This is a genomic window from Vibrio sp. 10N.239.312.C11, from assembly GCF_041466065.1.
Lineage (GTDB): Bacteria > Pseudomonadota > Gammaproteobacteria > Enterobacterales > Vibrionaceae > Vibrio > Vibrio tasmaniensis_A.
On the sequence record NZ_JBFSRZ010000006.1, the window covers coordinates 110,808 to 136,397 of the forward strand.

General features: G+C 45.2%; 22 protein-coding genes and 3 pseudogenes. 6 read left to right on the plus strand and 19 right to left on the minus strand.

What is annotated here, in order from left to right:
• Nucleotides 1-79 precede the first annotated feature (79 nt).
• Nucleotides 80-511, minus strand: a complete 432-nt coding sequence (locus AB6D07_RS04560; RefSeq protein WP_240798038.1) for a hypothetical protein — start codon at nucleotides 509-511, stop codon at nucleotides 80-82.
• 399 nt (nucleotides 512-910) lie between these two features.
• Between AB6D07_RS04560 and AB6D07_RS04565 the strand changes: the two genes are divergently transcribed.
• Together AB6D07_RS04565 and AB6D07_RS04570 are read left to right on the plus strand one after the other, a co-directional pair.
• Nucleotides 911-1,159 (plus strand): hypothetical protein, encoded by a 249-nt coding sequence (locus AB6D07_RS04565; RefSeq protein ID WP_017103481.1) that lies wholly within the window; start codon nucleotides 911-913, stop codon nucleotides 1,157-1,159.
• A 22-nt stretch (nucleotides 1,160-1,181) separates the two neighbouring features.
• Complete coding sequence (locus AB6D07_RS04570) at nucleotides 1,182-2,441, plus strand: hypothetical protein (RefSeq protein WP_017103482.1); 1,260 nt, start codon at nucleotides 1,182-1,184, stop codon at nucleotides 2,439-2,441.
• Nucleotides 2,442-2,540: 99 nt separating this feature from the next.
• On the opposite strand, the pseudogene AB6D07_RS04575 reads toward AB6D07_RS04570, so the two are convergent.
• From AB6D07_RS04575 to AB6D07_RS04595, 5 genes and pseudogenes are all read right to left on the minus strand, one after another.
• Nucleotides 2,541-3,408 (minus strand): annotated as a pseudogene (locus AB6D07_RS04575) (AEC family transporter).
• Nucleotides 3,409-3,665: 257 nt separating this feature from the next.
• A complete protein-coding gene (locus tag AB6D07_RS04580; RefSeq protein ID WP_017092268.1) occupies nucleotides 3,666-4,352 on the minus strand; it encodes a DNA-3-methyladenine glycosylase I in 687 nt (228 codons plus the stop codon).
• Between the two features lie 119 nt (nucleotides 4,353-4,471).
• A complete protein-coding gene (locus tag AB6D07_RS04585; protein WP_017103483.1) occupies nucleotides 4,472-4,999 on the minus strand; it encodes an N-acetyltransferase in 528 nt (175 codons plus the stop codon).
• Between the two features lie 41 nt (nucleotides 5,000-5,040).
• The gene (locus AB6D07_RS04590; protein ID WP_017103484.1) at nucleotides 5,041-5,667 is read right to left on the minus strand and encodes an HD domain-containing protein; all 627 of its coding nucleotides are present in this window, start codon (nucleotides 5,665-5,667) and stop codon (nucleotides 5,041-5,043) included.
• 209 nt (nucleotides 5,668-5,876) lie between these two features.
• A complete protein-coding gene (locus AB6D07_RS04595; RefSeq protein WP_017103485.1) occupies nucleotides 5,877-6,536 on the minus strand; it encodes an HAD family phosphatase in 660 nt (219 codons plus the stop codon).
• A 411-nt stretch (nucleotides 6,537-6,947) separates the two neighbouring features.
• Between AB6D07_RS04595 and AB6D07_RS04600 the strand changes: the two genes are divergently transcribed.
• Nucleotides 6,948-8,276: an anaerobic C4-dicarboxylate transporter gene (locus AB6D07_RS04600; protein ID WP_004732879.1), complete on the plus strand. Its 1,329-nt coding sequence runs from the start codon at nucleotides 6,948-6,950 to the stop codon at nucleotides 8,274-8,276.
• Between the two features lie 110 nt (nucleotides 8,277-8,386).
• Here the strand turns inward: AB6D07_RS04600 and AB6D07_RS04605 are convergent, their stop codons facing one another.
• The 3 genes from AB6D07_RS04605 to AB6D07_RS04615 all read right to left on the minus strand — a co-directional run bounded on the left by AB6D07_RS04605 (nucleotide 8,387) and on the right by AB6D07_RS04615 (nucleotide 10,381).
• On the minus strand, nucleotides 8,387-8,710 hold the full coding sequence (locus tag AB6D07_RS04605) for a DUF4144 domain-containing protein (protein WP_017103486.1): 324 nt from the start codon (nucleotides 8,708-8,710) through the stop codon (nucleotides 8,387-8,389).
• A gap of 92 nt (nucleotides 8,711-8,802) precedes the next feature.
• Nucleotides 8,803-9,594 carry a CLCA_X family protein gene (locus tag AB6D07_RS04610; protein ID WP_017101313.1) on the minus strand — a complete coding sequence of 264 codons (792 nt, stop codon included), beginning with the start codon at nucleotides 9,592-9,594 and terminating at the stop codon, nucleotides 8,803-8,805.
• A gap of 85 nt (nucleotides 9,595-9,679) precedes the next feature.
• The gene (locus AB6D07_RS04615; RefSeq protein WP_017103487.1) at nucleotides 9,680-10,381 is read right to left on the minus strand and encodes a flavin reductase family protein; all 702 of its coding nucleotides are present in this window, start codon (nucleotides 10,379-10,381) and stop codon (nucleotides 9,680-9,682) included.
• 241 nt (nucleotides 10,382-10,622) lie between these two features.
• Between AB6D07_RS04615 and AB6D07_RS04620 the strand changes: the two genes are divergently transcribed.
• The gene (locus AB6D07_RS04620) at nucleotides 10,623-11,030 is read left to right on the plus strand and encodes a hypothetical protein (protein ID WP_026012354.1); all 408 of its coding nucleotides are present in this window, start codon (nucleotides 10,623-10,625) and stop codon (nucleotides 11,028-11,030) included.
• Between the two features lie 208 nt (nucleotides 11,031-11,238).
• On the opposite strand, the gene AB6D07_RS04625 is transcribed toward AB6D07_RS04620, so the two are convergent.
• Both AB6D07_RS04625 and AB6D07_RS04630 read right to left on the minus strand, forming a co-directional pair.
• Complete coding sequence (locus AB6D07_RS04625) at nucleotides 11,239-12,681, minus strand: N-acylglucosamine 2-epimerase (RefSeq protein ID WP_017103488.1); 1,443 nt, start codon at nucleotides 12,679-12,681, stop codon at nucleotides 11,239-11,241.
• Nucleotides 12,682-12,824: 143 nt separating this feature from the next.
• Nucleotides 12,825-13,472, minus strand: coding sequence for a glutathione S-transferase family protein (locus AB6D07_RS04630; RefSeq protein WP_017103489.1), 648 nt, complete (start codon nucleotides 13,470-13,472; stop codon nucleotides 12,825-12,827).
• A gap of 137 nt (nucleotides 13,473-13,609) precedes the next feature.
• On the opposite strand from AB6D07_RS04630, the gene AB6D07_RS04635 reads away from it, so the two are divergent.
• Entirely contained in the window at nucleotides 13,610-14,461 is an 852-nt protein-coding gene (locus tag AB6D07_RS04635) for a LysR family transcriptional regulator (RefSeq protein WP_017103490.1), read from the plus strand.
• 118 nt (nucleotides 14,462-14,579) lie between these two features.
• On the opposite strand, the pseudogene AB6D07_RS04640 reads toward AB6D07_RS04635, so the two are convergent.
• The 3 genes and pseudogenes from AB6D07_RS04640 to AB6D07_RS04650 form a co-directional block, all read right to left on the minus strand.
• Nucleotides 14,580-16,286, minus strand: a pseudogene (locus AB6D07_RS04640) (methyl-accepting chemotaxis protein); the annotation flags it as partial.
• Between the two features lie 144 nt (nucleotides 16,287-16,430).
• A pseudogene (locus AB6D07_RS04645) lies at nucleotides 16,431-16,820 on the minus strand (methyl-accepting chemotaxis protein); the annotation flags it as partial.
• Between the two features lie 404 nt (nucleotides 16,821-17,224).
• Nucleotides 17,225-19,015 (minus strand): sigma-54-dependent Fis family transcriptional regulator, encoded by a 1,791-nt coding sequence (locus AB6D07_RS04650; protein ID WP_017103492.1) that lies wholly within the window; start codon nucleotides 19,013-19,015, stop codon nucleotides 17,225-17,227.
• A gap of 326 nt (nucleotides 19,016-19,341) precedes the next feature.
• Here AB6D07_RS04650 and AB6D07_RS04655 point away from each other — a divergent pair, with 326 nt between their 5' ends.
• Nucleotides 19,342-20,862, plus strand: coding sequence for an aldehyde dehydrogenase family protein (locus AB6D07_RS04655; protein WP_372140705.1), 1,521 nt, complete (start codon nucleotides 19,342-19,344; stop codon nucleotides 20,860-20,862).
• A gap of 143 nt (nucleotides 20,863-21,005) precedes the next feature.
• On the opposite strand, the gene AB6D07_RS04660 is transcribed toward AB6D07_RS04655, so the two are convergent.
• From AB6D07_RS04660 to AB6D07_RS04680, 5 genes are all read right to left on the minus strand, one after another.
• Nucleotides 21,006-21,743, minus strand: a complete 738-nt coding sequence (locus tag AB6D07_RS04660) for an NUDIX domain-containing protein (protein ID WP_017099113.1) — start codon at nucleotides 21,741-21,743, stop codon at nucleotides 21,006-21,008.
• A 257-nt stretch (nucleotides 21,744-22,000) separates the two neighbouring features.
• The gene (locus tag AB6D07_RS04665) at nucleotides 22,001-22,402 is read right to left on the minus strand and encodes a hypothetical protein (RefSeq protein WP_017099112.1); all 402 of its coding nucleotides are present in this window, start codon (nucleotides 22,400-22,402) and stop codon (nucleotides 22,001-22,003) included.
• 144 nt (nucleotides 22,403-22,546) lie between these two features.
• A complete protein-coding gene (locus AB6D07_RS04670) occupies nucleotides 22,547-22,879 on the minus strand; it encodes a multidrug efflux SMR transporter (protein WP_017103493.1) in 333 nt (110 codons plus the stop codon).
• Between the two features lie 162 nt (nucleotides 22,880-23,041).
• Nucleotides 23,042-23,881, minus strand: coding sequence for an S-formylglutathione hydrolase (fghA, locus tag AB6D07_RS04675; protein WP_017099111.1), 840 nt, complete (start codon nucleotides 23,879-23,881; stop codon nucleotides 23,042-23,044).
• Nucleotides 23,882-24,035: 154 nt separating this feature from the next.
• Entirely contained in the window at nucleotides 24,036-25,184 is a 1,149-nt protein-coding gene (locus AB6D07_RS04680; RefSeq protein ID WP_017064961.1) for an S-(hydroxymethyl)glutathione dehydrogenase/class III alcohol dehydrogenase, read from the minus strand.
• Between the last annotated feature and the right edge of the window lie 406 nt (nucleotides 25,185-25,590).

The window sequence follows — 25,590 nt, forward strand, 5'->3', positions numbered from 1 at the left end:
AAAATAGCGTCAGTATTGAATTACTGACGCTATTTTTATGTTGGATCCAACAGTAGCGGAAAGTTGTTTATAAAGGTGGCTACTTAAATTGATATCTAACCGAAAGTTGTAATTGAGGGCCGTAAAGACCGTTGTTTTTGGAAGCAACTGCAAACACGGCTTTATCTGTGGCATGGAACCTGGCTCCAAACGTAAAGATTGAGTGCTCTCCGTTAGAACCCGCAAGCACATGGGCTTCTACTCTCTGAGTGATCCACGCTCGAATACCCGCATTAAATTCGACATAAGCTTTCGTTTCTCCAGCTGCGTATGAGTTTTTGTTGAAATGGAGTAGCAGCTGCGTATTTAAGTCGATCCCTTGAGTTATTGGACCATAAACTTGAGGGCCGATGTACGCATCAAAGTTGCTTTCATCTTCGGCTGTGTTGGTACTAAGGCCGCCCAAAATCGCCAAGCTATCGTTGATGTCGCGTCCACCATCCACGCTTAACCCCATAGGCTTTGCTTGCATCCCAAGTTCTACAAAGTCCGTTGTGAAATTTGCCGCAGATATAGCTTGATGAGAGAAGAGGCATAGCAGTAGAGGTATTACATTTTTAATTTTCATATGACTTACAAAAGATAGTAATAGTGGAGTAAAGCGCTTGGTCATGCTTTATTTATTGTCACGCCAAAGCGATGAAGTTCTTCGAAAGTTAAGTCAAAGAAAATGTCTGTTCTTGTTGTCCATCTTGATTGTGCTGTATAGGGGGGCGATAACCCATTCCTTTGCTTGATGGTTGTATATTAAACATAACTGCAATAACCAACAACGATTTTAATTTTTTTTTGTATCGCCCTATGTTCTGATTCTCACTTGAATTAATTGAAAACAGACAAGCGGTCTAAATTTCGTTTTAGGAACAAATGTATGAAGAAAATCGTTGGTTTAATCTTATTAGCTTCACTTACTGCATGCGGTGGTGGAGGCGGCGGTGGCGGTGCGACTAAAGGTGGTAGCAGCAGTGGTGGTAGTACTGGCGGCAGTACAGCGGTTTCTACTCAAGCGCCCGAGCGTTCTGTTCTTAAACTTAGCGTGGGTGATGTACAGAAATTGAGCTCTGTTGTTTTCTCATCTGCAAGCATTACTGGATTTGAAGCTCCAAGTCAGTCCAAATAAACCACTAGAAGGAACATAAAATATGACAAAGACACTATTACCACTAGTGCTAGGCGTTTCTTCACTTGCGACAATGGTTCATGCAAACGAAGATATTAATCTACAGGGCTACTATAAATCTAAGGCGGCGATAAAGTTCGCTGTAGATAAAATTCAGCAAAATAAAGTTGAATTTATGAATTTAGATAAGGCGCTTACACTTTCCCCTAGCACTTCTCCGCAAACTCTAGTTTCTATTGATGACCTCGCTAATTCTAAGCCAGCACACAGTGATGTATTTGTGTCGAAGGCTAAAGAGTTCAAATTAACCAATAAAGTGTGCGTGATTTCAAAAGATGGCGCGACGATTGCGTTCGAAGCTGATGATGGTGCGACGACTTGTGCCTTTGATTTAGATAAAGTACACAAAGCAATGGCGAAAACAACGGAAGATCTTGTTTTCTTTAAACGCTACGGAACCGGTGAAGAGACTCAATATACAATTGATAAGATTAGTCTTATTGGTTTAGATATCTCTAATACATTCTTGTACACATCTAAGGGTAAATTGCTCGGTGATATCGTTAAGGTTAAGACGAGCCCTGCCGGCAAGTACACTGTTGAACATTACGTGGATGCAGGCCCAGAAGACGGGACTAAAATTGGCTTTAAGGCATATCAATGGGCTGACGATATGGCCGATGGTCAGAAAGCGATAGTTAACTCTGTGTCATACCATTACGGATCGAAAGTTACGCTGGACAACAAAAAGACAGCGTTCCATTGGGCGATAAAGGATCATGTAGCGCCTTCTAATGCTAACGGTGATTTCTACTTTGCTGCAGCGGTTAGCCGTTTAGCGCGTTCATCTGTCGACAACAATATTGAGCAAAAGGATACGTACTCTAGCAAGGCCCCGTCTGATTTGATCGCTTATAACTTCAATAACGCTAATAAATTAGTTGGTCTGAGCCTTGATGCTTGTACGATTAAGCAAATTGCTGACGGTAAGGCAACGGTAACTTGGTACACTGGATTTAATCGAGGAAAGGATTGTTCAGCAACAGCTGCTGACCTTGCTGGTAAAAAGAAAGTGACCACTTCTACTCTTACGAATGATGGCAGTAAGAAAGTGTCGGTTGCTAGCTTGAAAAAAAGTGCGTCTGATATTCTTCAGGCAGTGGAGCTAGACTCTACATCAGCTTCTGGTTTAACGGATGCTGAGTTTACTGCAATGAAAGCGAAATATGATGCAGCGACAAAGCAATACAAAGACTTCAATAGCATTCAATTCTGGAAGTAGTTAACTCTAATTCCTAACTTTCTGAACACAAAAATGGGCAGTTTATCTGCCAATTTTTTATAACTGCAACGAATGACAAACCTCCCTTTAGCTTGGGGTTCAACTCGATATAGACAGTGCGAACGACAACAAGATTGGTAGGGTAACCACACTTAGGAAGTTGCCAAACAACACCATGGACGCGACCTTAGGGGGCTCGACAAAACAGGTAGTTCATCACAGCGGGTGGCAGCATGGTGAACAGTACCATCATTTGTAAGTGCAGCGTCGGCAGTGGGATAAAGAAGTAGATGATGGTAAAAGCGATCGCCCCTGTAAACAGGGATTGAGCCGTACACAACAAGCCGACCTTTAATCCGCTCAGTCTCAAGTTGACCATTTGCGAACCTAACGACAATAGCATGATAGGAACAGCAGCTTGCCCAAGCAGTGATGTGGCTTCGTAGATTGGATTCCACACGGTAATTCCAGACAGGTTGAGCGTCATCGCTAGTGCAGCCGCTAAGAAAATTGGCATCTTGAGGATCTGTTTGATCGGATTACCGTCGCTCAATAGCGCTAAGCCAACACTAATATGGACACATGCCGATACCACAAATAGTAATACCGCAGGGGCTAGTGCGCTCTCGCCAAAGGTATAGGTGAATAGGGGAATGGCTAGGTTGCCACTATTACGGAACATGTGTGGCGGAGCCCAAGCCTTGAAATTGAGCTTAAAGATCTTACAGATCGGAATCATCAATAAAGCAGGCACTAACACCGCGACCAAAGAAGCGGTTATGAGTGGCAATTGCTCTGTGTCGAGAGGCATGGTGGTCAGCGATGCAAACACTAGCGCAGGAATACACACATCCATATTGATGCGATTGATCGGTTTGAAATCGGGCTTTAGCCAACGACCGACCGCAAAGCCAGCACTGGCTAAAGCAAAAACGGGAAACAGAATGCTGATGACCTGTTCGAACATAGAATTCCTTTCTAGGTTTAGTACCTCCATTTAGCGGAGAAACGAATGTTTTAGAGAGCGCTATAGATACGTATGAAATCGAGATGTATAAACATTAACCTATCAACATAATGACTTGGCGTCACCGAAGATCGTTGTCTGTCAGCGGTTAATTTACATTTCTTTGAATGAGGCACAAAAAAGACCAGTGGCATCCGCAACGGGTCTTTAAAGGCTAGATAAATCTGGACGGGTTCTTTAATTAACTATGGTGACTACTAGACGCGATTATCACCACAGCTGTAGGCAACTATCTGGCTGATTTCGCTCAGGCTACGACCTGACTGTTGCTGCCATTCATTGAAGGCTTTACCCGCTGCCAGTTGTGCTCGCTTGGTGTTACGACCGCTATCAACCACGTCTGTGCTGCGTAGGTGTGCTTCAACATCTGATGACAAGATGAAGGTATCTTTACCCATTTGGCGCAGAGTGTAAGCACCAGTATTACCACCCAATCGCTTGCCGTGTTTTTTCAGGTAATCCCACAGCTCGGTGATACGCTCTGATGGCCATTCGGCAACCATTTGCGAGAATGAATCGGCTTCACGCTTGGCATTGTGAATCATGGTGGCGTTCGCAGGGATGGTCATTACCTTGGTCAGGTGGCGAATAATGCGTGGGTCTTGTGCTTTTTGTTCCCACATTTCATTCGGCAGCATCAGCATTTTTTCGATATTGAATTCAAAGAACACTTCTTCAAATTGCGGCCACTTTTTTCTCACTACATTCCATGAAATACCACATTGGAATACCTTTTCGGTAAAGGCGGCCAGCCAGCGGTCGTCGGTGATTTGTGATAGCTCGGCTTGGGAAAGGGGCGCACGAACAATCTTTTCGAGTTCGGCTGCTCCGCCTTTACGGTGAGCTGCACGTTGATAAATAGTGTCGAATTTTTCTTGGGTCATGAAGGTTCCAAATTACATCTGTGTATCTTGAGTGTGTAGCTAATGCTTAATGATATGGGGTCAAATTTGGCAATTAAAACAAGTCTGTTAACTAAAACCAGTCTGGCAATTAAAACAAACTAGCTGAGCTTTAATTCCATTTGATACAGGGGCCAGGTTTTGCCATTGAACTCTTTCACGCTCGGCTCTTTGTCTACCACTTGAAAGCCCGCTTTGTCGTAGCAGCGCTTTGCGCCGTAGTTTTGCTTAAATACCGCTAAGGTGATGGTGGTGACATCTGGTATTTGTTTCGCCTCCTCTAAGGCCGTTTCAAGCATCGATTGTCCTAACCCTTTACCTCGAAGGTTTGGGTGAATCGCGACTCGGCAAAAGCGAAGTTCGCTGTCCGACATGCGTTGAAATTCCATAAAACCAAGCAAGTCATCGGCGTTTGAATTGGCGTTTGAATCAGCGTTCGGTTCAAAGTATGACTTAGATGCAGAGAAGGTATATAGCTCGACATGTGGCTCTTGAGAACGTTCGATGATGGAGGTTGCTTTTAACGGCCAACCAAATGTTCGCCCACCCCACAACACGTAGTCTTCTAGGGATGTAAACCAAGTGACGATCTCTTCGGCGTCGGATGCTTTAAAGCGGTTTATTTCCATATCCTTCTCTCTCCTTATTGCCTGCTTCTTTTTCTAAGCCGTTAAACTTCCGAGCCCAATTGCTCAAGAAAACCACGCATGTAGTCGGTGCGCTTGTTGGCTTCTAACTTGGCGGATTCTGTATTCATGGTTTCAGCCAGCTTAAACAGTTTCACGTAGAAGTGGTCGACGCTGTAATGCTTGTCATCCAAGTCACGCTGCTTCGCAAACGGGTCTTCGTGGTTATACAGCTCGGCGTTAAAGCTTTGACCTACGTACAGGCAGCGAGCGATACCAATCGCACCGAGAGAATCTAGGCGATCTGCATCTTGAACAATCTGTGCTTCCAAGGTTTCTGGTGTGATGTTGGCGCTGTAACTGTGAGTGACAATAGCGTGATGGATTTCGTCGAGGTAGGACGCAGGATACTCGATAGATTTGAGATAAGAGACCGCCTTGTCAGCTGCCATCTGTGAGCTTTGGGCTCTGTCTGGGTGGTTCTTAGGGAAGGTGAAGCAATCATGAAGGTAAGCGGCAGGAAGAACGACCTCAAGCTTAGCCTGTTCTTGAGTACACAAAACCTCAGCAGTTTTGACTACTCGCTTGATATGGCTGATGTCGTGCGCGGCATCCTGTGTCATCTCTTGCTGAGCAAAATCAAGCAGTTGGCTTTCAAATCTTTTAATCACGCGTCCCTTTCTCCATCTGTAGACGTTATCAATCTTGCTTATCGATTAGTATCGTTTCATATCGACTGTAACAGTTTCTTGCGCGATATTTTATCTTTATAAAAGGAATATAAACAAAAAAACCGACTCAGTGAGTCGGTTTAATAGAGAGGCTTGTCTACGTATTTTAGGACGAGATAGATAAAAGTATTATCAACGGTAATTAGAGCTTAAGCGACGGCTTGCTGAAGCTGCGCTAACACATGATGTAGGGAAGGGCTGATCGTGTGACCAAGCGCTTTCACTTCGTCACATGGTTCTACCAAATCTGGGATCTGGAAGCTGATCATGTTGGCTGCCATAGATGCGCGAATACCGTTGTTTGAATCTTCAAACGCTAGGCAATTTTCAGGATCAACACCTAAGCGCTCTGCCGCTAGCAAGTAGATCTCTGGGTGAGGCTTACCATTGGTGACTTCACAGCCTGTGCTTAACGAAGCGAAGTAAGAATCTAGGCCAGCCAGTTCAAGCTTCTTTTTCGCGATATCAAGCTGAGTGGAGGTCGCTACCGCGATTGGAATGTCGTTTGCTTTGAGCCATTCAAGTAGTTCGATAACACCATCTTTAACTGGGATTGCTTGGTGCTTAACAACCGCATTGTAGCGAGTGCGCCATTCGGTGTTCAGCGCCGGGTAATCTAACCCTTCGCCGTAGCCCTTTCTAAAAATCTGTTCGATGGTTTTTGCGTTACAACCAATGATGCCTAAGTAAACATCTTGCAAGAACGGAACATCTTGCGCGTGACATGCTTCTTCAAAAATCTGCATACAAAGTCTCTCGGTGTCGAGTAACAGTCCATCCATATCAAAAATAGCAGCTTGAAAATTCATATCCGTGGTTCTTTATGTGTTGTCGTCGTGAGGGCGAGTATTTTGACATAGTGCCTGGAGATAGGCGAGTCAGTGTTCAGTAAGAATATGCCGAATTGCATCGGTAATATGCTTCTAGATGAGGCGAAACCTGATTAACTTACGTTGGAATAATATCGTTCAGTTATGAGTCTGATGTTTGATAGGTCATGCGGTTCTAACAGACACAAGAATGGTTATCATACATAACAAATCTCGGTTGAGTGCCTAGCTTCCTATTACAATTCATAAACTTACAGGCGCGTTAGCGTGACCATAATCTTATAAAAAACAATTTGCGGGAGCCTGCAATCATAGTGTGACCAAGTAATAAGTAAAAGGCTGAACTAAAGGACAAAATATAATTAGTCCATATTTTTAGCAAGGTTGCTTATGTTGTATTTTGAGTTTCTATTTTTATTAGTCGTACTTTATATCGGGTCTCGGTATGGCGGTATCGGCTTAGGTGTTGTTTCTGGTATTGGTTTGGTTATCGAGGTGTTTGTCTTCAAGATGCCACCAACGTCTCCACCTGTCACCGTAATGCTGATCATCCTCGCTGTTGTTACCTGTGCTTCTATTCTTGAAGCGGCTGGTGGCTTGAAATACATGCTGCAAGTGGCCGAAAGGGTACTGAGAAAGAACCCGAAACGCGTCACCTTGATAGCACCGTTCGTGACTTACTCTATGACATTCCTATTAGGTACTGGCCACGCGGTTTACTCCATCATGCCTATCATCGGTGATGTGGCATTGAAGAACGGTATTCGTCCTGAACGCCCAATGGCGGCTGCATCGGTGGCGTCTCAATTGGCGATTACGGCGTCTCCAATCTCGGCTGCTGTGGTCTATTACCTCGCGCAACTTTCTGATATCCAACACTCTATTACTCTGCTTTCTATTTTGATGGTGACGGTTCCTGCAACGCTGTTCGGCACACTTTTACTTTCTCTGTATAGCTTGAAACGTGGTAAAGAACTGAACGACGATCCTGAATACCAAGCGCGTCTAAAAGATCCTGAGTGGAAAAAGCGCATCGAAAGCACCACTGCGACGTCTTTGGATGAAGTGCTGCCAACTTCGGCGCGTAATGCGGTATTGATTTTCTTATTGTCGATTGTCGTGATTGTTATCGTGGCGATGGTGCCTGAGATCAGAACCATCGTAGACGGCGATAAGCCAATTAAGATGTCGGTGATCATCCAAATGATGATGCTCTGTTTCGGCGGTATCATTTTGTTAGCAACCAAAACTGACCCGCGTGACGTGCCAAACGGCGTGGTATTCAAATCGGGTATGGTGGCAGCGATTGCTATCTTCGGTATCGCTTGGATGTCGGATACCTATTTCCAATACGCAATGCCTCAGTTCAAGTCGGGCATCGTGGAAATGGTGACTAACTACCCATGGACGTTTGCGCTAGCGCTATTCATCGTATCAGTTGTGGTGAACTCTCAAGCCGCTACTGCACGTATGATGCTACCGGTTGGCCTTGGCTTAGGGTTAGACCCAGCATTGCTTATCGGCTTAATGCCAGCGGTGTACGGCTACTTCTTCATCCCGAACTACCCATCAGATATCGCAACGGTGAACTTCGATGTGTCTGGCACCACTAAGATTGGTAAGTGGTATTTCAACCACTCATTCATGTCAGTGGGTTTAATCGGTGTCGTCGGCGCATGTTGCTTAGGCTACGCTCTCGCACAGATTTTTATCGCTTAATTAAGCGATAGCGAAATAACAAACAAAAACAGCGCCTAATTTGGCGCTGTTTCTATTTGTTCTGTTTGGGCGTATTAATTTGAAGCTAGGATTCGAATTAATAACCAATATTAACGAGGCTCAAAGGCGAGTGACTGAATCGCTTCTTCGATAGTCAGGAAATGGATCTTCATCAGGCACACTTCTGCTTTCTGGAACTCGTGATTTCGAATCAGTTTGGTTACGCTTTCAACTGAATACTGGTCTGCTCGTTTCGCTAGAGAGAGTTGGTTTGAGCCCGATTGCAGCGAATAGCTGTCGCCCTCTGAATCGATGAGGTAATCATCTTCGCCCAAGATCATGTCTGAGCATTCTGCTTGAAATTCGTGTTCGGATGCGACGTAAATAAGCTCATCGTCCCCGTCGAGTTTTACCAAAGATGGCCAACTGATCATTACTGCCTCTCAATCATGGATGTTGAAGTGTATGTCTGGACTATAAACACTTTTCGCTGATGGATCATCTCTTAGCCCTAACGACTCTAACGTTACTTACTTAGAGATCGCCCCAGCGGCGCGAAGTAACCTTGCAGGGCTTGGAAAATCTCTTCTCGATGCGCCATATCAGGATACACAGGGTACATATCCGGTTTGGTTGTGCCATCTACCAAATAAACGTTTTTGATATCAGAACAGGATTCAATTACTGACTCAAAGGCACGCGCCATCATCTCTGTTGGTAGTGAGAAGTAACGGGCCGACATCGCTTTGTCGGCAATAACACTTCGCGCCACGTAATCGTGTTTGTCTAGGTTATTGTCGCTGAGTAGTGTGGCATCGAACAGTGACATCAAACTTTCGTTTAATGGATGGGGCCTCACCTTTCTATCGTGTAGCCAACAGTCACTGGCGAACAAGATTTGCTTGCGAGGACCGGAGGTGTCACCAATCTCAAATGCTTTCTCTGCGATATAGTGGTCAAACGCATGCCAAAACTCATGCGCTAACGCACCAGCACCTGCATTTTTAGCGAGGGCTAACTCTCTTTGGTTCGGTGCGTAGTGTGCTTGTACACCCTTTCTGCCGCCACTGCCGAACGCCAAACCTAATGTGCCGCGAAGGCCAATTGCTTCTGGTGGCAAAGCCAGGATGTAAGCCAAGTCTGCTAGCGAGTCGAATATCAGATTCGCAGCGAGTTCTTTCTCTTCTTTCGTCACCCAAGCACCCACACGAATGCTGCCCATACCGAAGGTCTGTTTGATGTCCATGAAAGACACCTGATCGCCATGTCGGTAGTCTGGGCCTTTGCGCGTTTTGTATTTAAAGTGGGTTAACTTCAAAAGAGTCCTTGGAAATAGATGTAGTTTAGCGCTGTTGTGTGGTGCACAGGGTGAAGTTGAGAAAGTTAGCACCTTTGTCCGTAAATTACCGAACAAAATGAGTGCGATTGTGTTCGAAAGCCTCCCATGAGGTTGGGTTGCCTTCGTGGGTCAGTGGAAATAGTGCCCTATTTGGTTTTGCATAGCTTAAACGATGTAACCTCTGCGTGACATGATAACTGTCTAGCCCTGAAATTGTGACTAAATCTAACGCTTCTAAATCTAGGTAGCCGTCCGGCATCACAGCACGTTTTGGCGCGTGAATTGTAACAACTTCACCAATCAACATTTGAGTTTGGTTACTTTCAATTGTTATCTGCTCTTTGAAGGCTAAGCCTATTTTCAGAGGGCTTTCCAAAACAAACGGAGCAGGGAACACATCATCGTAATAGGGCGTGAGACCGACCGCGTTAAATTCTGAGACTGATTTAGGATAACGAGCGGAAGTTTGATGAGCTTTTTGAACAAAGCCCGCCCCGATACTATTGATAGTGAAGTGTTGAGTTTCTAGGATATTTTCTAGTGTATGACGGCGACTTTCCGCAGGCCGGATGATGAAGCCAAGTAAAGGTGGATTCGACCCCAAATGAACTACGGAGCTCACTACTGCAAGATTTTCTAGCCTTTGCTTGTCACAGGTGCCAATAAGGTTGGCGCTTTTAAACCCCGATAAGGAGTTAATTAAACGAGCGCGCTCACGCTGGTCCATTGCTTGGATATCTTGTCTTGAAAGGGTCATTGCCTTCATATCTTCTCTTCTTCTCACTTTTGTTTTAGACGACTTGTTTACTAACCAAACTAAAACATATCTACGCAGCATCACTTTATTCCGATCATCCAGTTTAAATAAGTGGTAGTGAAAGGAGGATTCTTTTAGAAAACTGCAATTTCCTTGAAATTAAATGTGACACTGTAGCTTAATTTATTGTTGCAGCGGTTTGCTATTGAGCGATACCATGTACGGCTATTTCTTTGGTAAAGATGTAATTATGTCAGATGAAAAGCTCGCGCTAGAGTGGATGCGCCAACAAGCGCATAGAATTGATCCATATGTTATAAATCCATCATTTGATGAATGCGTTGAGTTGCTTGAGCCTGCCTTTAAGAAGGGCAAGAGTGTCGCGCAGCTAAAATATCTATTATCAGAAGCGGATCGCCGAGCGGGAGCTGCCGAACGTAAACATGCTGCTTTAAAGTTTGCTAAAGAAAAAAGCCCAAAGGCAGGTCAAAACCTTCGTCTGCAAAGCAAACTTCAACAAGTTCAATTGGCATTAAAGTTAGCAACTGGCGATAACAACATGACCATATCGCAGTTCTGCTCTGAATATGATGTCAGTAAGCGAGACGGCAACGAAGCGTGGAATGAAAAGTTGGTTGAGCAGAATAATAAGAAGTGATTTCGTGATGCCGTATATGGTTTAACTGAAGATCTGACAAGATTCACTTGCTTATGTATTCATTTAAAATCCTACCAATAAATGTTGCTCAACGGTATTTCAAAAGCCTGAAGATCTTCTTTTCAGGCTTTGCTAACAGCTAGCTACTCATCAGCTCCGTCTTAGTCGTTAACCACTTCTAAAAATACCGATGAGTGAATATCAGGTATTAAGGTCGAATGTTGTTGAAACTGACCTTTTGCGTTCCATCGCTCTGATTCTCCAATTTAATTACATCTCCTTGATAGTAATAAGGTTCCATTGGCATCTTGCTGTTGGTTGGCCTTGCGTAGTGAAGTACAGCGGGTTTACCTTCCTCTTGTCGAGCATATAAATAGCCAATCAGCGCATGTTCAAATTGGTGATAGCCATTGCCCCAATGGAACGCTTTAGTACGCTTAGGCTCAAGCCCAACGCCACCGTATTTATGATCTACCCATACATCATGAAAGGTGGGCAGGGTGTATTGCAGTACGTCTTTCATTGAACCATCGATAAGCGATACCGTCATCGCAGCTTGATCAAGCTCAGCCCATTCCCATGATGACGCCCATTGGCTGTACGGTCTGCTTTGCCAGCCCGTGATATCTTGCCCTTGCCACATCTTCTGAAGTCGCTCGCCAAAGTAGTTAGATACATTGGCAAAATCTTTTTGATATTGCGCCTGAGCCAAAGTGTGTTTCATACCGTCTAAACCAAACTCAGACCAATCGGAATTTTTTAATGCATGACCAGTTAGATAGGTCATCCAATATGCTTTAATGGTGTGCCCAAAATCATTGTGATTGGCATTCTGCATCATTGCCGCTTTGTCGTGAATTGCGCCGTAGAAGCGTTGTTCATCTTCAGAGTGGTAGTGATCAATCATGGCTTGCGTGAGCCAGTTTAAGTCATCAAGCCATTTGGCTTTGACGGGCTCTTTGAGCAGAGGAGCGACTAACAACAGGTAGCCGTTTATTTGATCAAGTTGCGCGACCAGTTCACGTCGTTTTGCACTGCCATCTTCACCGTCGGCGAGTACCCAAGCAAGACCGCTGTTGTCGCTAAGTCGATATTTATCAAAGATAAAAGCTTGTTGGGCGATGAGTGCTTCTTCTACCTTTTTGTCTTGGGTCAGGTAGTAGTACATCGCGAGTCCAACCAGCGCATACGCTTGATCTTGAGAGGTACGTTGCTGCCAATCTTGACCCGCTTTTCCCTCTTTTGTATAGCCAATAAAGCCACCATTTTTCTTATCTTCTAGTTGATCAATGAGGTAGTAAGCACCTTGCTTGGCAAGCGCTAAAGCTTGTTTGTCTCCAGTAAGGTGATAGAGCACGCCGTAGGCATAGGTTTGGCGTGATTTCATACGCGTAAACTCCTTGCCAAAGTGGGGAGTGATCCAGCCTCTGTTCAATTCAGGACACACATCAGATACATCGAGCAAGGTACCATCATCGCAGCGGAAAGTAGGGAAATTGCCTATCGGTTCTCCCTGTGCGCTCGGCATAAGCCAGTAAGGTGCGAGCCCTTCAGAAGCATGATTGATCCAGTCTTCTCCAGAGGGAAGGGTGACATTGGCAGATACGGCCAAGCTAGTGACACTGAGTAATACGATGGTTGCTCGTAACATAACGTTTATCTTAACTATTTGAATTTAGTTGAATATAAACAATCACATCTGCACATTGTGATTAGGCGATCACAATCGACCAAATTATTAAGGTTTAAATAAAGGCTCACAGACTAGTGAGCCTTGAAAGGGTGTTTTGTATTTTATACCGACTCTCCCGCCTCGTCCTCTTCAACCACATCGGTTTCTAAGCTCGCTTCTGCCAACCATTTTTGTACTGATGGGCTGTTGAGTACACGTTGCTGATACTGTGATGCCTTCTCTGAAAGTTTGATGCCATAGGTTTCAACGCGTAATGCCACAGGTGCAAACATCGCATCGGCAATCGACCATTCACCAAATAACCAACCTTCTGGATATTGTTCCATTTTCGTCGACCATATGTCATCAATACGAGCGATGTCTTTCAATGCTTCTTCACTCAAAGCAAGCTTTCGTTGAGCGCGGCAGTTCATCGGCATTTCATTTCTGACGGCAAAAAAACCAGAGTGCACCTCTGCCGAAATCGCTCGGGCATGGGCGCGTTCTTTCACGGATTTAGGCCATGCTGCGCCGTCCAAGTAAGCTTCGTTAACGTATTCGAGAATCGCCAGTGAATCCCACACCGCAACGTCACCGTCAACCAGGGTTGGAACTCTGGCTGTTGGTGTCACTGAAGCTAGTGTGTCGTAAAAGTCAGACGTGAATAGCTTGAGCTTGATGACTTCCGGATTCAGGTTGTAGTTGTCGAATATTAGCCATGCGCGTAATGACCAAGTTGAGTAGTTCTGGTTTCCAATATAAAGCTGCATCGTTGCTTCCTTGCGTTTAGTGGGTATGCTTTGAGACTTAGGGTAAGGTATAAGCCTTAGGGGTATGCATTTGAGCTTAGGGGATTGTATTGCGGCGCACTAACGGATAATTTTGATGCAATACATTAATAAAAACGATGGGTAGTGATTTCAATATGGATATTGATGCTTTGCGAGGCTTTCTCGCGTTTGTAGAAACCAGTAGCTTTACTCGTGCAGCGAAACAGATCAATCGCACCCAATCGGCATTCAGTGCGCAGATGCGCAAACTGGAAGAAGAACTCAACGTGACCCTTTTCCAGAAAGAAGGCCGTAATCTCGTGCTGACAGAGGCTGGCTTAGCGCTGCGTTCTCATGCGGAGCAGTTGGTCGCCCTCCACAATACCGCCCTCAAGCAAGTAAAGCGTTACGAAGACAAACAACCTTTAAGACTCGGTTGCCCTGAAGACTACAATGACACTATTCTGCCAAAAGTGATTCGCCTGTTGCAGAAAGCAGAACCCACCTGTTCTATTCAAGTATTCAGCCTGCCAAGCATTACGCTCAGAGAGTGGTTGGATGATGGCAGGCTTGATGCTGCAATTGTCACCCGAGCGCCTGACAGTGAAGAGGGCTATTGGCTGACCAGTGATGTGGGTGTATGGATAAGCAGCCCAGACTATGTGTTCGATAGCTCCAAGCCTGTTCCATTAGCCTTGTTTCAGACCGATTGTAAGTATCACGCAGCGGCAGTGAATGGCCTAACTAAACAGGGTACGCCTTATCAGTTGTTGGCGTGCAGTAATACCGCTTCGGCGCAACGTGCCATTGTTAAAGCGGGTTTAGCGATTGGCGCGATGGGTAAGCTGAGTGTGACTTCTGATTTGAACATTCTGGAAAATATGCCACCACTGCCTTCGGTGGATATTGTGCTGATTTTAGCGAGCAAACATCACCCAGTGTTAGACAAAGAAGTGCTCAATCAACTTGTGGAGTTGGACTCCAATTAGATTTTTTCTCGGTGAGGGTAATGTTGAGTGCGGAGCTAAAATAGGTAGGCCGAGAACATGCTGTTTCGCGGAGGAAATGGTGGTTCTCGGCCTAGTTATTGTTAGACGTTGTTGGTAATTAAGAAAGCTTGAACTTACTCAGTTCACCGTGTAAATCTCCGGCTTTCACTGTCAGCTCATTACTGATTGCTACTGATGATGTCATGGTGTCCATCACTTCCACTGCTGTATCATTGATGATTACTACATTGCGGTTAATCTCTTCTGACACAGAGCTTTGCTCTTCAGCCGCGGAAGCGATCTGATTGTTCATGTCATTAATCACTTCAATCGCTTGGTTGATTTCAGACAAGGCTTGATGTGCAGCTTCGGTTTCACTTTTTGTGTTGTTCGCTTGATTCTGGCTTTGCTCCATCAGTACCACAATAGATTGAGTCTCTTGTTCTAAGCGAGCCAACATAGAGCGAATCTCTTCTGTTGAACCTTGAGTTCGATTCGCTAGGTTACGAACCTCATCAGCAACCACTGCAAAGCCTCGACCAGCCTCACCTGCACGAGCTGCCTCAATCGCGGCATTCAGTGCAAGTAAGTTAGTTTGCTCTGCAATGCCACCAATCTCGCTCAAGATACCCTGAATAGCGGTGCTCGAATCGACTAAGTTCTGTGTTTGTTGCTGCGCATCGTTAACCTGCACAGCCAAGCTGTCTACAGCACTGGCGGCATTGTCCATGCGCGTCATACCATTGAGACTGTTGCTTTGCACTTGGCTTGCTGCTGCAGCTGCTTGAACCGCTGAGTTCGCCACTTCTTGCGCTGTTGCACTCATTTCATTGATAGCAGTGGCAAGTGAGTTCACTTCGTTAACTTGAGAATTCAGCTGGTCACGTGAAACTTCAGCACGAGCTTGGCCTTCTGTCGCGTTTTTATCCACTTGGTCAGCCGTTACCATCACGGTAAGTAGCATCTCTTGTATGCGAGATAGGAAGGTATTGAACCAGTGTGCAAGCTGAGCGGTTTCATCCTTACCTTTCACTTCAATGCGATAAGTTAAGTCACCTTCACCCTGTGCTGCATCTTTAAAGCGTTCCACTAAGTTGTTCAAAACCTTGCCCAAAGAGTTAGCAATGAATGCCATTGAGGCAATGCCTAGAAGAGCGGCGATGATTCCCGCCCACACACCTTTTTCAAGTGCTTTTGAATTCTGAGCATCACTCCACTCGGTGTAGTCATTGACGCTTTTGGCTAGGTGACTACTAGGAACAGACACCATGACTACCCATGGCGCATCACTGGTATCAATGGCAGTAATCGCGTACTCATCGCCGCCGAAAGTCACAAGACCGGCGCCTTCTCTGTTAGCGATAGACTGAATCTTTGACCATTCAGATTCCAATTCAGAAGAGACTTTTTTACCCACCATATTTCCAGCTTGGCTGTTGGCCAGTGTAATGCCTTTCCATGAAGTGATTAGGATTTTTCCTTGGCCATCAAACAGGTTACGCGCAAGTAACTCACTTTGGCTTTGGAGTTCATGTAGGGACAAATCAAAGCCTAGCGAGCCGATGATTTTTCCGTCATGTTTGATTGGTTGGCTGATGGTGGTAATGAGCTCTTGTTTGCCGCGCACTGAATAAAAATACGGTTCCATCACAAACGTTTTACCTGTTTGATATGGCATTAAGTGCCAGTCATCTTTGCGCTCACCGTTGCTGTTGAGCTCGGTATTGCTAAAGCTTTCCATTGCGACAGCATCAAAGCTGTTCTGGTCATTGGGAGAGAAGAAAGGCGCAAGGTAGCCCTGACTGTTAAAACCTAACTCAGTGTTTGAGCTTAACTCGATGTTTGAGCCAGATTCGATATTCGAGTCTGATTCTGTGTTAATGCTCAGTTCCGTGTTCGAGTCTTGTTGATTATCTGAAATCAGCGACGTCTCTGAGCCATTTTCGCTGTTCACGTTGAGCTCGTTATTCAAGACAGACTGTTGTGACCATGTCTTATCTTCCCAAACCATGTAACCCGCAAATACAGCTTTGTTTTGTGCTTCCAATGCCGCAGTAAACTGTTTCACGATAAGCTCTGCACTTGCGTCGGTTTCTGAACTTAATTCGATGATTGAGCGCACTTGTTTAAGGTTCGCTAATACGGGGTTGAGCTGGTTAGCGATGTTCAAACCTTGTTGAAGTGCCGTGTTTTGTAAATCCGTAGCAGTGGCCTCTGTCAGCTGCGTTTTTACTTTTTCAGTGACTTGTTTATTCACATCGGTAAATGCGTTGGTCGTCATTCCCATGGCGATTAACAGAGTGAAAGCCATCGCTCCGCCCGCACTCACCGCAATTCGCGTTCGTATACTGTTAAACATATTATCTCTCTAACCAAATAGTGGTAGTTTTTCAGAGATTTTAAACAAGATACGTGAATGGAAAATTCTAAATAATGAACACAATAAGAATAGGGTGATTAAAAATATAAATAGGATGGTATAACGCTCCGGATTATGTCTTTTAGAGAGGAGCTATAAGATAGGTGTATGGCTGTTTTTATTCTATTATCTAATTGTATTTGTTGATATTTTATACTTGATGCCGTTTTTAATTTCCGGGTAAATCAGGAGGTTGTAGTTTGAGGGTGTTGTGGATATATATTACTCATTATATGACATCAGTCACATTTTAATTTCATCCGAAGTGTGGAATACCCACTTAAAAAGTATGTATTTATACTTTGCAGACTAAATTCAAGTAACTGGGCCATTGATCATCTTGATTAATAAAGAATCCCCAAGCTCTTTAGCTTTCGATAAATGGTATTGCGGCTGATCCCCAGTATTCTCGAAGTCTTGCTGATGTTGCCTTGGTTCGCTTGATAGGTTTGTAGCAAAGTTTCCTCAACGGTACTTCTTAAATCGTTATTCGTTGTGCCTTTGGTGGTATTTTGAGTCGTCAGTTGATGCTGATTATCTTGCGCTAATAACGTGAGATGTTGAGCAAGATGGCTAGGTACATGTTCTAGCGTGAGTTGTGGTTCATCACTTGCCAATAGAGCAGCAACCTTAAGTAAGTTATCTAATTCACGGATATTACCGGGCCATGAATAGGCGCACAGCAAGCTCATTAAGTGCGGGCAGATTGTCTGTTCGTCTTCTGCGTATTTACGGTGAATGTGCTCGATTAAGGCGTGCTTGTCTTGTCGGTGTTGCAAGCTTGGCAGAGTAAAGGCCAAGCCATTCAGGCGGTAAAAGAGATCTTGTCGAAACTCCCCCGTAGCGACCAACTGTTCTAGGTTTTTATGCGTCGCAGCGATGATCTGACAATCGACTTGGTAGCTCTGATTTGAGCCAACAGGCACTACTGACTTATCTTGTAGAACATGCAGCAATCGACACTGAGCCTCTAACGGCATGTCGGCGATCTCATCCAAAAATAGAATGCCCTTGTCTGCTTGACGGATTTTGCCTTGGAACCCTTTGTGGCTTGCGCCAGTAAAAGCGCCCGGCGCGTAGCCAAACAGCTCAGATTCGATAAGATCTTTCGGCAGCGCACCGCAGTTCACCGCAACTAACGGTGACGATTTACGTTGGCTTTGCTTGTGCAATGCTTTAACAAACTCGCCCTTACCGACCCCCGTTTCTCCTAAGATTAATAGGCTGATCCCTTTGTCGATTACCTTGTTGGCCTGCTGCCAAGCATGTTCAATTTGTTGTTCACCATGGTGCAAATCGCACGATGCTGAAATGGAACGCGTGCGTTTTGCAGTTGGTTGTTTGAGGTGCTGTTTCTCAAACACAAAGGGCGTGTCTAATGAGGTTCGGTTGAAGAGGGTATCTATGCATTCGCCGACGATCGAGGTTTGATCCAGCAGTTGAGAGGCGACCTGATTGTGCGCCACTACCTCACCAGCTTCATTGGCTATTACTATCCCTTGCCAACCACTGTGTAATAAAGATTTCTCACACGCGAGATCGATTCGAGTGGTGCCTTGTGGGATATGACTCAGAAGTTGATTTTCAACAAGCTGAACCATATTTTGAACCAGTAATTGCACCGAGCTGTCGTGTTGCTGTTGTTCACTGGTGATGTCCAATACGCCAACCATTTGACCTTGATGATCAAACACCGGGCTTGCTGAACAACTGATAAATCGATGCTGGTGGATGAAGTGTTGTTCGCCAATGATGGATACGGGTTTCGCTTCAACAATCGCGGTGCCAATCGCGTTGGTGCCCTTAAGTTGTTCCTGCCAACATGCTCCCGAGCTGAGTGCAATTGACGTCAGCTTCTCTTTAAACCGCTCTTGTCCCCAACTTGCCAGAATTACCCCTTCAATATCCGTCAGAATCAAACGACTGTCAGTGCGTGCAAACATCTGATTAAACAGAGGCAGAGCATTACGTTCGACGATATGAATCAAGTCGGACGATTGATGACGTCGCTGTTTAAGGAGCGATTGTGGCAGGCGAATGTCTTCGGGAAGTCGTCTCTGTTTTAGACCCGCTTCTGTGCTGCGGTGCCAAGAGGATGAAAGCCAATCTGAGGTGTTTGCTTGTTGAAGATGCATGACTGTTCCATGTCGTAACAGTGAGGGTGTACCAATTTGGAACAGTTGAACACTGGAGTGGTTTCCAGACGTCCGTTCAATGCCAACTCACTTAGGGTTGTAAACGTTTGGTAATCATAGTTTTACAATTTATTAACAACAAGTTTTGAAGTTCTGGCGTGTGATTTGCGTTGTTACTGTTGTGAAGAAAACACGAAGTATCAGTGTTTTAAACAGAAATTATAAACATGGGCGTCTTGTCATGAGTTCTTTTCTCAAGACGAGCAGCCACAAAATAAGAAAGCTCTCGCTCAATAACGAAGAACAAATCAAAGAAGGATCTAACTATGATTTACGCACAGCCGGGTAGTGATAACGCAGTGGTTAACTTTAAAGCGCAATACGATAACTTTATCGGTGGTGAGTGGGTGAAGCCTGTCAGCGGCGAGTATTTTGATAACACTTCCCCAGTAAATGGTCAGGTGTATTGCCAAGTCGCGCGCTCAACCGAGGCGGACATTAGCTTGGCACTCGATGCCGCGCATGCTGCTCGTGCAAGTTGGGCTTCGACCAGTGTGACTGAGCGTTCGAACATTCTGCTTAAAATTGCCGACCGCATTGAAGCGAACCTTGAAGAAATCGCAGTCGCCGAGACGTGGGAAAACGGCAAGCCAGTGCGTGAAACTCTGGCGGCAGACATTCCTTTGGTTGTCGATCATTTCCGTTACTTTGCGGGTTGTATTCGAGCACAAGAAGGCAGCGCAGCAGAGCTAGATTCAAACACCGCAAGTTATCACTTCCCTGAACCTATTGGTGTGGTGGGGCAGATCATTCCTTGGAACTTCCCGATTTTAATGGCGGCTTGGGAATTGGCACCTGCACTGGCTGCGGGCTGTTGTGTGGTGATGAAGCCCGCCGAGCAAACACCGACATCGATTTTGGTGATGATGGAGAAGATCGCTGATCTTCTACCTGCAGGCGTAGTCAACATCGTGAATGGTTTTGGTAGCGAAGCGGGTCAAGCGTTAGCAACTAGCGATCGTTTGGCGAAGCTAGCGTTTACCGGTTCAACAGAGGTCGGCCACCATATCCTGAAATGTGCCGCAGAAAGCTTGATTCCATCAACGGTAGAACTTGGCGGTAAGTCTCCAAATATCTACTTCCCAGATATCTTTAACCATGAAGACGAATACCTCGATAAGTGTGTCGAAGGTATGCTGCTGGCGTTCTTCAACCAAGGTGAAGTGTGTACCTGTCCATCACGTGTGTTGATTCATGAATCGGTATACGACAAGTTCATCGCCAAGGTGGTCGAACGTGCTCAAACTATTAAACAAGGTAACCCGTTAGATACCGATACTCAGGTGGGTGCACAAGCTTCTAAAGAACAGTTCGATAAGATCTTGAGCTACCTAGAAATCGGTCGTCAAGAGGGCGCGAAAGTGCTGACCGGTGGTGAAATAGCGCAGCAACCAGATGATCTCGGTAATGGCTATTACATTCAGCCAACCATGCTGGAAGGGCACAATAAGATGCGCGTATTCCAAGAAGAGATCTTCGGCCCTGTTATCGCGGTGACGACGTTTAAAGATGAAGCGGAAGCGCTAGAGATTGCTAATGACACCGAGTATGGCTTGGGTGCAGGCGTGTGGACGCGTGATGCAAACCTAGCGTATCGCATGGGTCGTAACATTGAAGCGGGGCGTATTTGGGTGAACTGTTACCACGCTTACCCAGCTCATGCCGCGTTTGGTGGTTACAAAAAATCGGGCATTGGCCGTGAGACACACAAGATGATGCTCGATCACTACCAAAATACTAAGAACCTGTTGATCAGCTACGATACTAATCCGTTGGGCTTCTTCTAATACAGGTTCGTTCTAAAAGTATGAGAATGAATCATGGGTACAAAGAATAACTAACAACGCAGTAGGCTTAATTAAGAAAAACAAAAGCTAGAAACCAAAACGCCCAATTCAATTGAGTTGGGCGTTTTTATGCTTGAATCGTTCTAGTTTTGCGAAAAGAAGATCTCGGGCTTGTGGGTTGGGCCAGAATTACCTTCTAGCTGAGTAAGCTCTAATCCTTGTTTCCCTATCAGAGAACCGACCAATTGGCGGTTAAACGGGTAACTGTCAGGGTTGTTAATGTACTCTTCAACATCAACCCATTTAGCCTCTGCAATTTCATCAGTGTCTTGAATCGCGATCTCTTGAGTTTGAGCAATAAGGTGACAAATAAAGTAGAGGTTCGATTTGCCAAATTGATATGGGTGTCTTGTTGCCATGCCAACCACCGAAACGAACGTTGCCTCGATACCTGTCTCTTCCAAGGTTTCACGAACAACCGATTCCTCAATACCTTCACCCAACTCAATATGGCCGCCCGGTAATTTGTAGCCTGTCATACCGTGCTCTTTAATCATCAGCACTTGATTATGTTCGTTGGTGATCAATGCGCCTGCGCCCAAGGTGTGGGTAGGGATGAAAGGCACAAACTCTACAATCTCGGATTTATGGATCAGTGTGATTTCGTCTTCTAGACAGTTGTGAAACACAAAGCCAAGCTCAGTCGCCACCGGAATAAGGTGCGAGAGTGAAATAGGTAAACTAATCCAAATAATGCCTTTGTTGTTCTGCTTTGAAAATTCGGTGATCTCGCTGAGTTCGGCATTGAATGAGTCAGCATTGTGAGGGGCGGTTGCTGGGTCGATGATGATGCCGTTAAATTTGTCGAGCGTAAATTCCACGAGTGATCCTTTATTATTTTTGATTTATTGAGCGTCGAGCATAATCTGAGCTTATAACATCTTAAAGGCTTATAACACCTATGCAGCTTGCGACAGTTAGATTGTTTTTATCATCTTGGGATAAAGGGCAGTTGCGGGTGAAAGTGGAAAAGAGGAGAGTTTAAGGCGGGCGGCTTGAAACAAAAATTGCGCTAGAAACAAAAACTGCGCTTGGAAGCCAAAGCGCAGTTTTAAATCGGGTCTATTTGGGTTCGACGCTAACGAACATAGTTCGCATCAATACTCACGTACCAGTGCTGAAGCTTGCCGTCAGGTTTTTTGATCCACAAATCGTTGGTGTAGCTCTCGATCTTGCCGTTAACCGTTAAACTGAACGTATTCTCGTCGAATTCGCCAAGCTTCACGAACTGGTCTGTGGTAACCAGGAACGGGTCCATGTCGTCCACGCCAACCACATCTGAAATCACATAGTAGTGGTAAGTCAGCGGCTTGCTCGCATCATTCGGGTTGCTGCGGTACGCCACAAGCTTGAATGGTTCCGTTAATGGAAGGTCGAGCGTTTGCTTGTCCATGGTCGCTGGAATCGGGATAAACAGCCAAGCGGTAAACAGACCGCTTAATAAAACCATCAGGAAGAAAAGAGTCTTAATTGCTTTCATAGCAACCTTCAAAATAGGTGATGTAGAAGACGCTATGGTAACAGGTTTGATTTGCCGATTGTAAGAGTATGAATAAGTGAAGGCGACACTGTCTGTTAGGAAACTTGAACGAATTGACACACTGTTCATAAGTCACTATCTACACTAGTGCGAGTGACCTTGAGATAGGTTGATCATCACAACACCTGCTGCCACAAATAACATACCAACCCACACCATAGTATCGAGGTGCTGGCGGTAAACAAACGTAGAAATCAAGCTCACGGTTACGATAGCCAAGCCCGCCCATAAAGAGTGAACCACACCTACAGGCATCCCTTTCATTGCTTGGCTCAAAAATAGAAATGCCGCCAAATGTCCTGAAATCACCAATAGAGCAGGGATGGGTTTAGATAAGCTGAAACCGCCGGTTGCTTTAAGTGCTACGTGAGAAAGTGCTTCCGCCATCACGCCCATCATTAAGAAAAACCAGCTCATAGTCGTACCTTTTAGTTGTATTGTTTTTTGTTGGTATAGCGGGGGTATTTGAAAGTGTTAATCGTTGTTGCTGATCTTTAGTCACAGCGTATTTGCCCAAACAGCAGGCACAAAAAAGCCCACACCTCACGCTTTTGCAAGGTGTGGGCTAATTCGGTGTGACTACTTGTTTAGGTAAGCAGCATGGAACTCAATGTGTTCATCAATAAAGCTAGAGATGAAGTAGTAGCTGTGGTCGTAACCTGGCTGCATACGTAGCTCTAAATCGGCATTGGTTACCTTAGCCGCTTCGACTAATTGCTCAGGCTTAAGCTGTTCAATCAGGAAGTTATCGGCTTCGCCTTGGTCAACCAACATTGGCAGTTTAGTGCCTTTGGTTTTTAGAAGCTCAGAGGCATCGTAGTGCTTCCACTCTTCAATATCTAAGCCCAAGTATTGGTTGAAGGCTTTTTGTCCCCAAGGGCATTGCATTGGGTTGGTGATTGGGCTGAATGCCGAGATAGAACGGTAGCTATCTTCGTTTTTGATACCAATCGTTAGGGCACCGTGTCCGCCCATGCTATGACCAGAAATCGATTTCACTGAAGTCACAGGGAAGAAAGACTCAATAAGTGCTGGTAGCTCTGTTACCACGTAATCGTACATGTGGTAATGGCTGTCCCATGGTGCTTGAGTGGCATTCACATAGAAGCCTGCACCTTGGCCGAGATCGTAGCTTTCATCGTCGGCAACGCCTTCGCCGCGTGGGCTTGTATCAGGTGCAACAATAGCAATGCCTTGCTCAGCCGCGGCTTTGAACGCGCCGGCTTTTTGCATGAAGTTTTCATCGGTACAGGTTAAGCCTGATAACCAATACAAAACAGGAACTGGGTTTTCTTTGCTTGCGTTAGGCGGCAAGAAAATCGCAAAACGCATGTTGCAGTCAAGCGTTGCAGAAAAGTGGGTGTATTGTTTGTGCCAACCACCAGCAACCTTTGCTTGGCTAATGTTTTCGATTGTCATCTATTGTGCTCCGTTAGGTTGATGGTTTTAGGAGTAACTTGTCTATGTCATTTAAAGTTTCACCACCCACCGGGCAGGAGGTGGTGAAGACAGTTTGTTGCTTTTCATTTATAACTTTGGCCTCGATGCTCGAAAGAATCGAGGCCAAGGAGAATTATTTATCCATGTGTAGAACAGTACGGATAGATTCACCTTTGTGCATTAGGTCGAATGCTTCGTTTACGTCTTGCAGACCCATTGTGTGAGTGATGAACTCTTGAAGACCAAACTCACCTGCCATGTAGCGGTTAACGATTTCTGGAAGCTCAGAGCGGCCTTTAACACCACCGAAAGCAGAACCACGCCATACACGACCAGTCACTAGTTGGAATGGACGAGTTGCAATCTCTTGACCTGCACCCGCAACACCAATGATTACTGATTCGCCCCAACCTTTGTGGCAGCACTCAAGTGCTTGACGCATCACGTTTACGTTACCAATACACTCGAAAGAGTACTCAACACCGCCGTCTGTCATCTCAACGATAACGTCTTGGATTGGTTTGTCGAATTTAGTTGGGTTGATGCAGTCTGTCGCGCCAAGCTGTTTTGCTAGCTCGAATTTGCTCTCGTTGATATCAACGCCGATGATGCGGTCAGCACCAGCCATGCGAGCACCAATGATTGCAGAAAGACCGATGCCGCCTAGGCCGAATACAGCAACGTTGTCGCCTTTTTCAACTTTAGCTGTGTTCAATACAGCGCCCATACCCGTAGTTACACCACAACCTAGAAGACAAACTTCTTCAAGTGGTGCTTCTTTGCTTACTTTCGCTAGAGAGATTTCTGGAAGTACTGTGTACTCAGAGAAAGTAGAGCAACCCATGTAATGGAAAATTGTTTCGCCATTGATAGAGAAGCGGCTTGTACCGTCTGGCATCAGGCCTTTACCTTGCGTTTCACGAACGGCTTGGCATAGGTTAGTTTTACCAGATTTACAGAACTTACATTCGCCACATTCAGCTGTGTAAAGTGGGATAACGTGGTCGCCAATCTCAACACTTGTAACGCCTTCGCCGATCATCTCAACGATGCCGCCACCTTCGTGACCAAGAATTGAAGGGAAGATACCTTCTGGATCGTCACCTGATAATGTGAATGCGTCAGTGTGACAAACACCAGTAGCAACGATGCGAACTAGAACCTCACCAGCTTTAGGAAGTTGTACATCAACTTCTTCCATTTTTAGTGGCTCGCCAGCTGCCCATGCAACCATTGCTTTTGATTTGATATGAGTTTGACCAGGTTTAATTTCGATTGTCATTGGATGTTTCCTATATATGTCAGTACAGCGGATAACTGTGCAATTAGCTTCAACCCGTTAAGAGTAGTTGAGCTTAATTGTTTCCGCTCTCTCGTTTTGTTGGAGCCAGTATAGGTGCGAGTGCATTTTTTGATAATCCCCTTAAATAGAAAATGATTATTACCTATATGTAATAATCAATGTGTTCAGAGGAGTTCGAAGAGGGGGTAGTTACTCAGAAAACCTAAGGACGCTCTGAGTAGCTTTCTATGGAAGACATTAATTGGAAACAAATGGGGCGTAAGTTAGTAGGCTATGTGATTTGGTGTGGTGGCCATCAACTTGTTTAGAGTTTTGTGAGTTATTAAGGGCTGTGATTACCGAGGGAGGTTGACGGTCTAAATACCGAAGGATTCTGTCGTTGCTT

Bases quoted from the DNA above. Each gene is read 5' to 3' on its own strand.
- AB6D07_RS04650 (WP_017103492.1), bottom strand. From the start codon at position 19,015: ATGCATCTTCAACAAGCAAACACCTCAGATTGGCTTTCATCCTCTTGG.
- fghA (WP_017099111.1), bottom strand. From the start codon at position 23,881: ATGACAATCGAAAACATTAGCCAAGCAAAGGTTGCTGGTGGTTGGCAC.
- AB6D07_RS04560 (WP_240798038.1), bottom strand. From the start codon at position 511: ATGCAAGCAAAGCCTATGGGGTTAAGCGTGGATGGTGGACGCGACATC.
- AB6D07_RS04670 (WP_017103493.1), bottom strand. From the start codon at position 22,879: ATGAGCTGGTTTTTCTTAATGATGGGCGTGATGGCGGAAGCACTTTCT.
- AB6D07_RS04665 (WP_017099112.1), bottom strand. From the start codon at position 22,402: ATGAAAGCAATTAAGACTCTTTTCTTCCTGATGGTTTTATTAAGCGGT.
- AB6D07_RS04630 (WP_017103489.1), bottom strand. From the start codon at position 13,472: ATGCAGCTTTATATTGGAAACCAGAACTACTCAACTTGGTCATTACGC.
- AB6D07_RS04620 (WP_026012354.1), top strand. From the start codon at position 10,623: ATGTCAGATGAAAAGCTCGCGCTAGAGTGGATGCGCCAACAAGCGCAT.
- AB6D07_RS04615 (WP_017103487.1), bottom strand. From the start codon at position 10,381: ATGAAGGCAATGACCCTTTCAAGACAAGATATCCAAGCAATGGACCAG.
- AB6D07_RS04595 (WP_017103485.1), bottom strand. From the start codon at position 6,536: ATGAATTTTCAAGCTGCTATTTTTGATATGGATGGACTGTTACTCGAC.
- AB6D07_RS04625 (WP_017103488.1), bottom strand. From the start codon at position 12,681: ATGTTACGAGCAACCATCGTATTACTCAGTGTCACTAGCTTGGCCGTA.
- AB6D07_RS04605 (WP_017103486.1), bottom strand. From the start codon at position 8,710: ATGATCAGTTGGCCATCTTTGGTAAAACTCGACGGGGACGATGAGCTT.
- AB6D07_RS04635 (WP_017103490.1), top strand. From the start codon at position 13,610: ATGGGTAGTGATTTCAATATGGATATTGATGCTTTGCGAGGCTTTCTC.
- AB6D07_RS04565 (WP_017103481.1), top strand. From the start codon at position 911: ATGAAGAAAATCGTTGGTTTAATCTTATTAGCTTCACTTACTGCATGC.
- AB6D07_RS04580 (WP_017092268.1), bottom strand. From the start codon at position 4,352: ATGACCCAAGAAAAATTCGACACTATTTATCAACGTGCAGCTCACCGT.
- AB6D07_RS04585 (WP_017103483.1), bottom strand. From the start codon at position 4,999: ATGGAAATAAACCGCTTTAAAGCATCCGACGCCGAAGAGATCGTCACT.
- AB6D07_RS04655 (WP_372140705.1), top strand. From the start codon at position 19,342: ATGATTTACGCACAGCCGGGTAGTGATAACGCAGTGGTTAACTTTAAA.
- AB6D07_RS04570 (WP_017103482.1), top strand. From the start codon at position 1,182: ATGACAAAGACACTATTACCACTAGTGCTAGGCGTTTCTTCACTTGCG.
- AB6D07_RS04600 (WP_004732879.1), top strand. From the start codon at position 6,948: ATGTTGTATTTTGAGTTTCTATTTTTATTAGTCGTACTTTATATCGGG.
- AB6D07_RS04680 (WP_017064961.1), bottom strand. From the start codon at position 25,184: ATGACAATCGAAATTAAACCTGGTCAAACTCATATCAAATCAAAAGCA.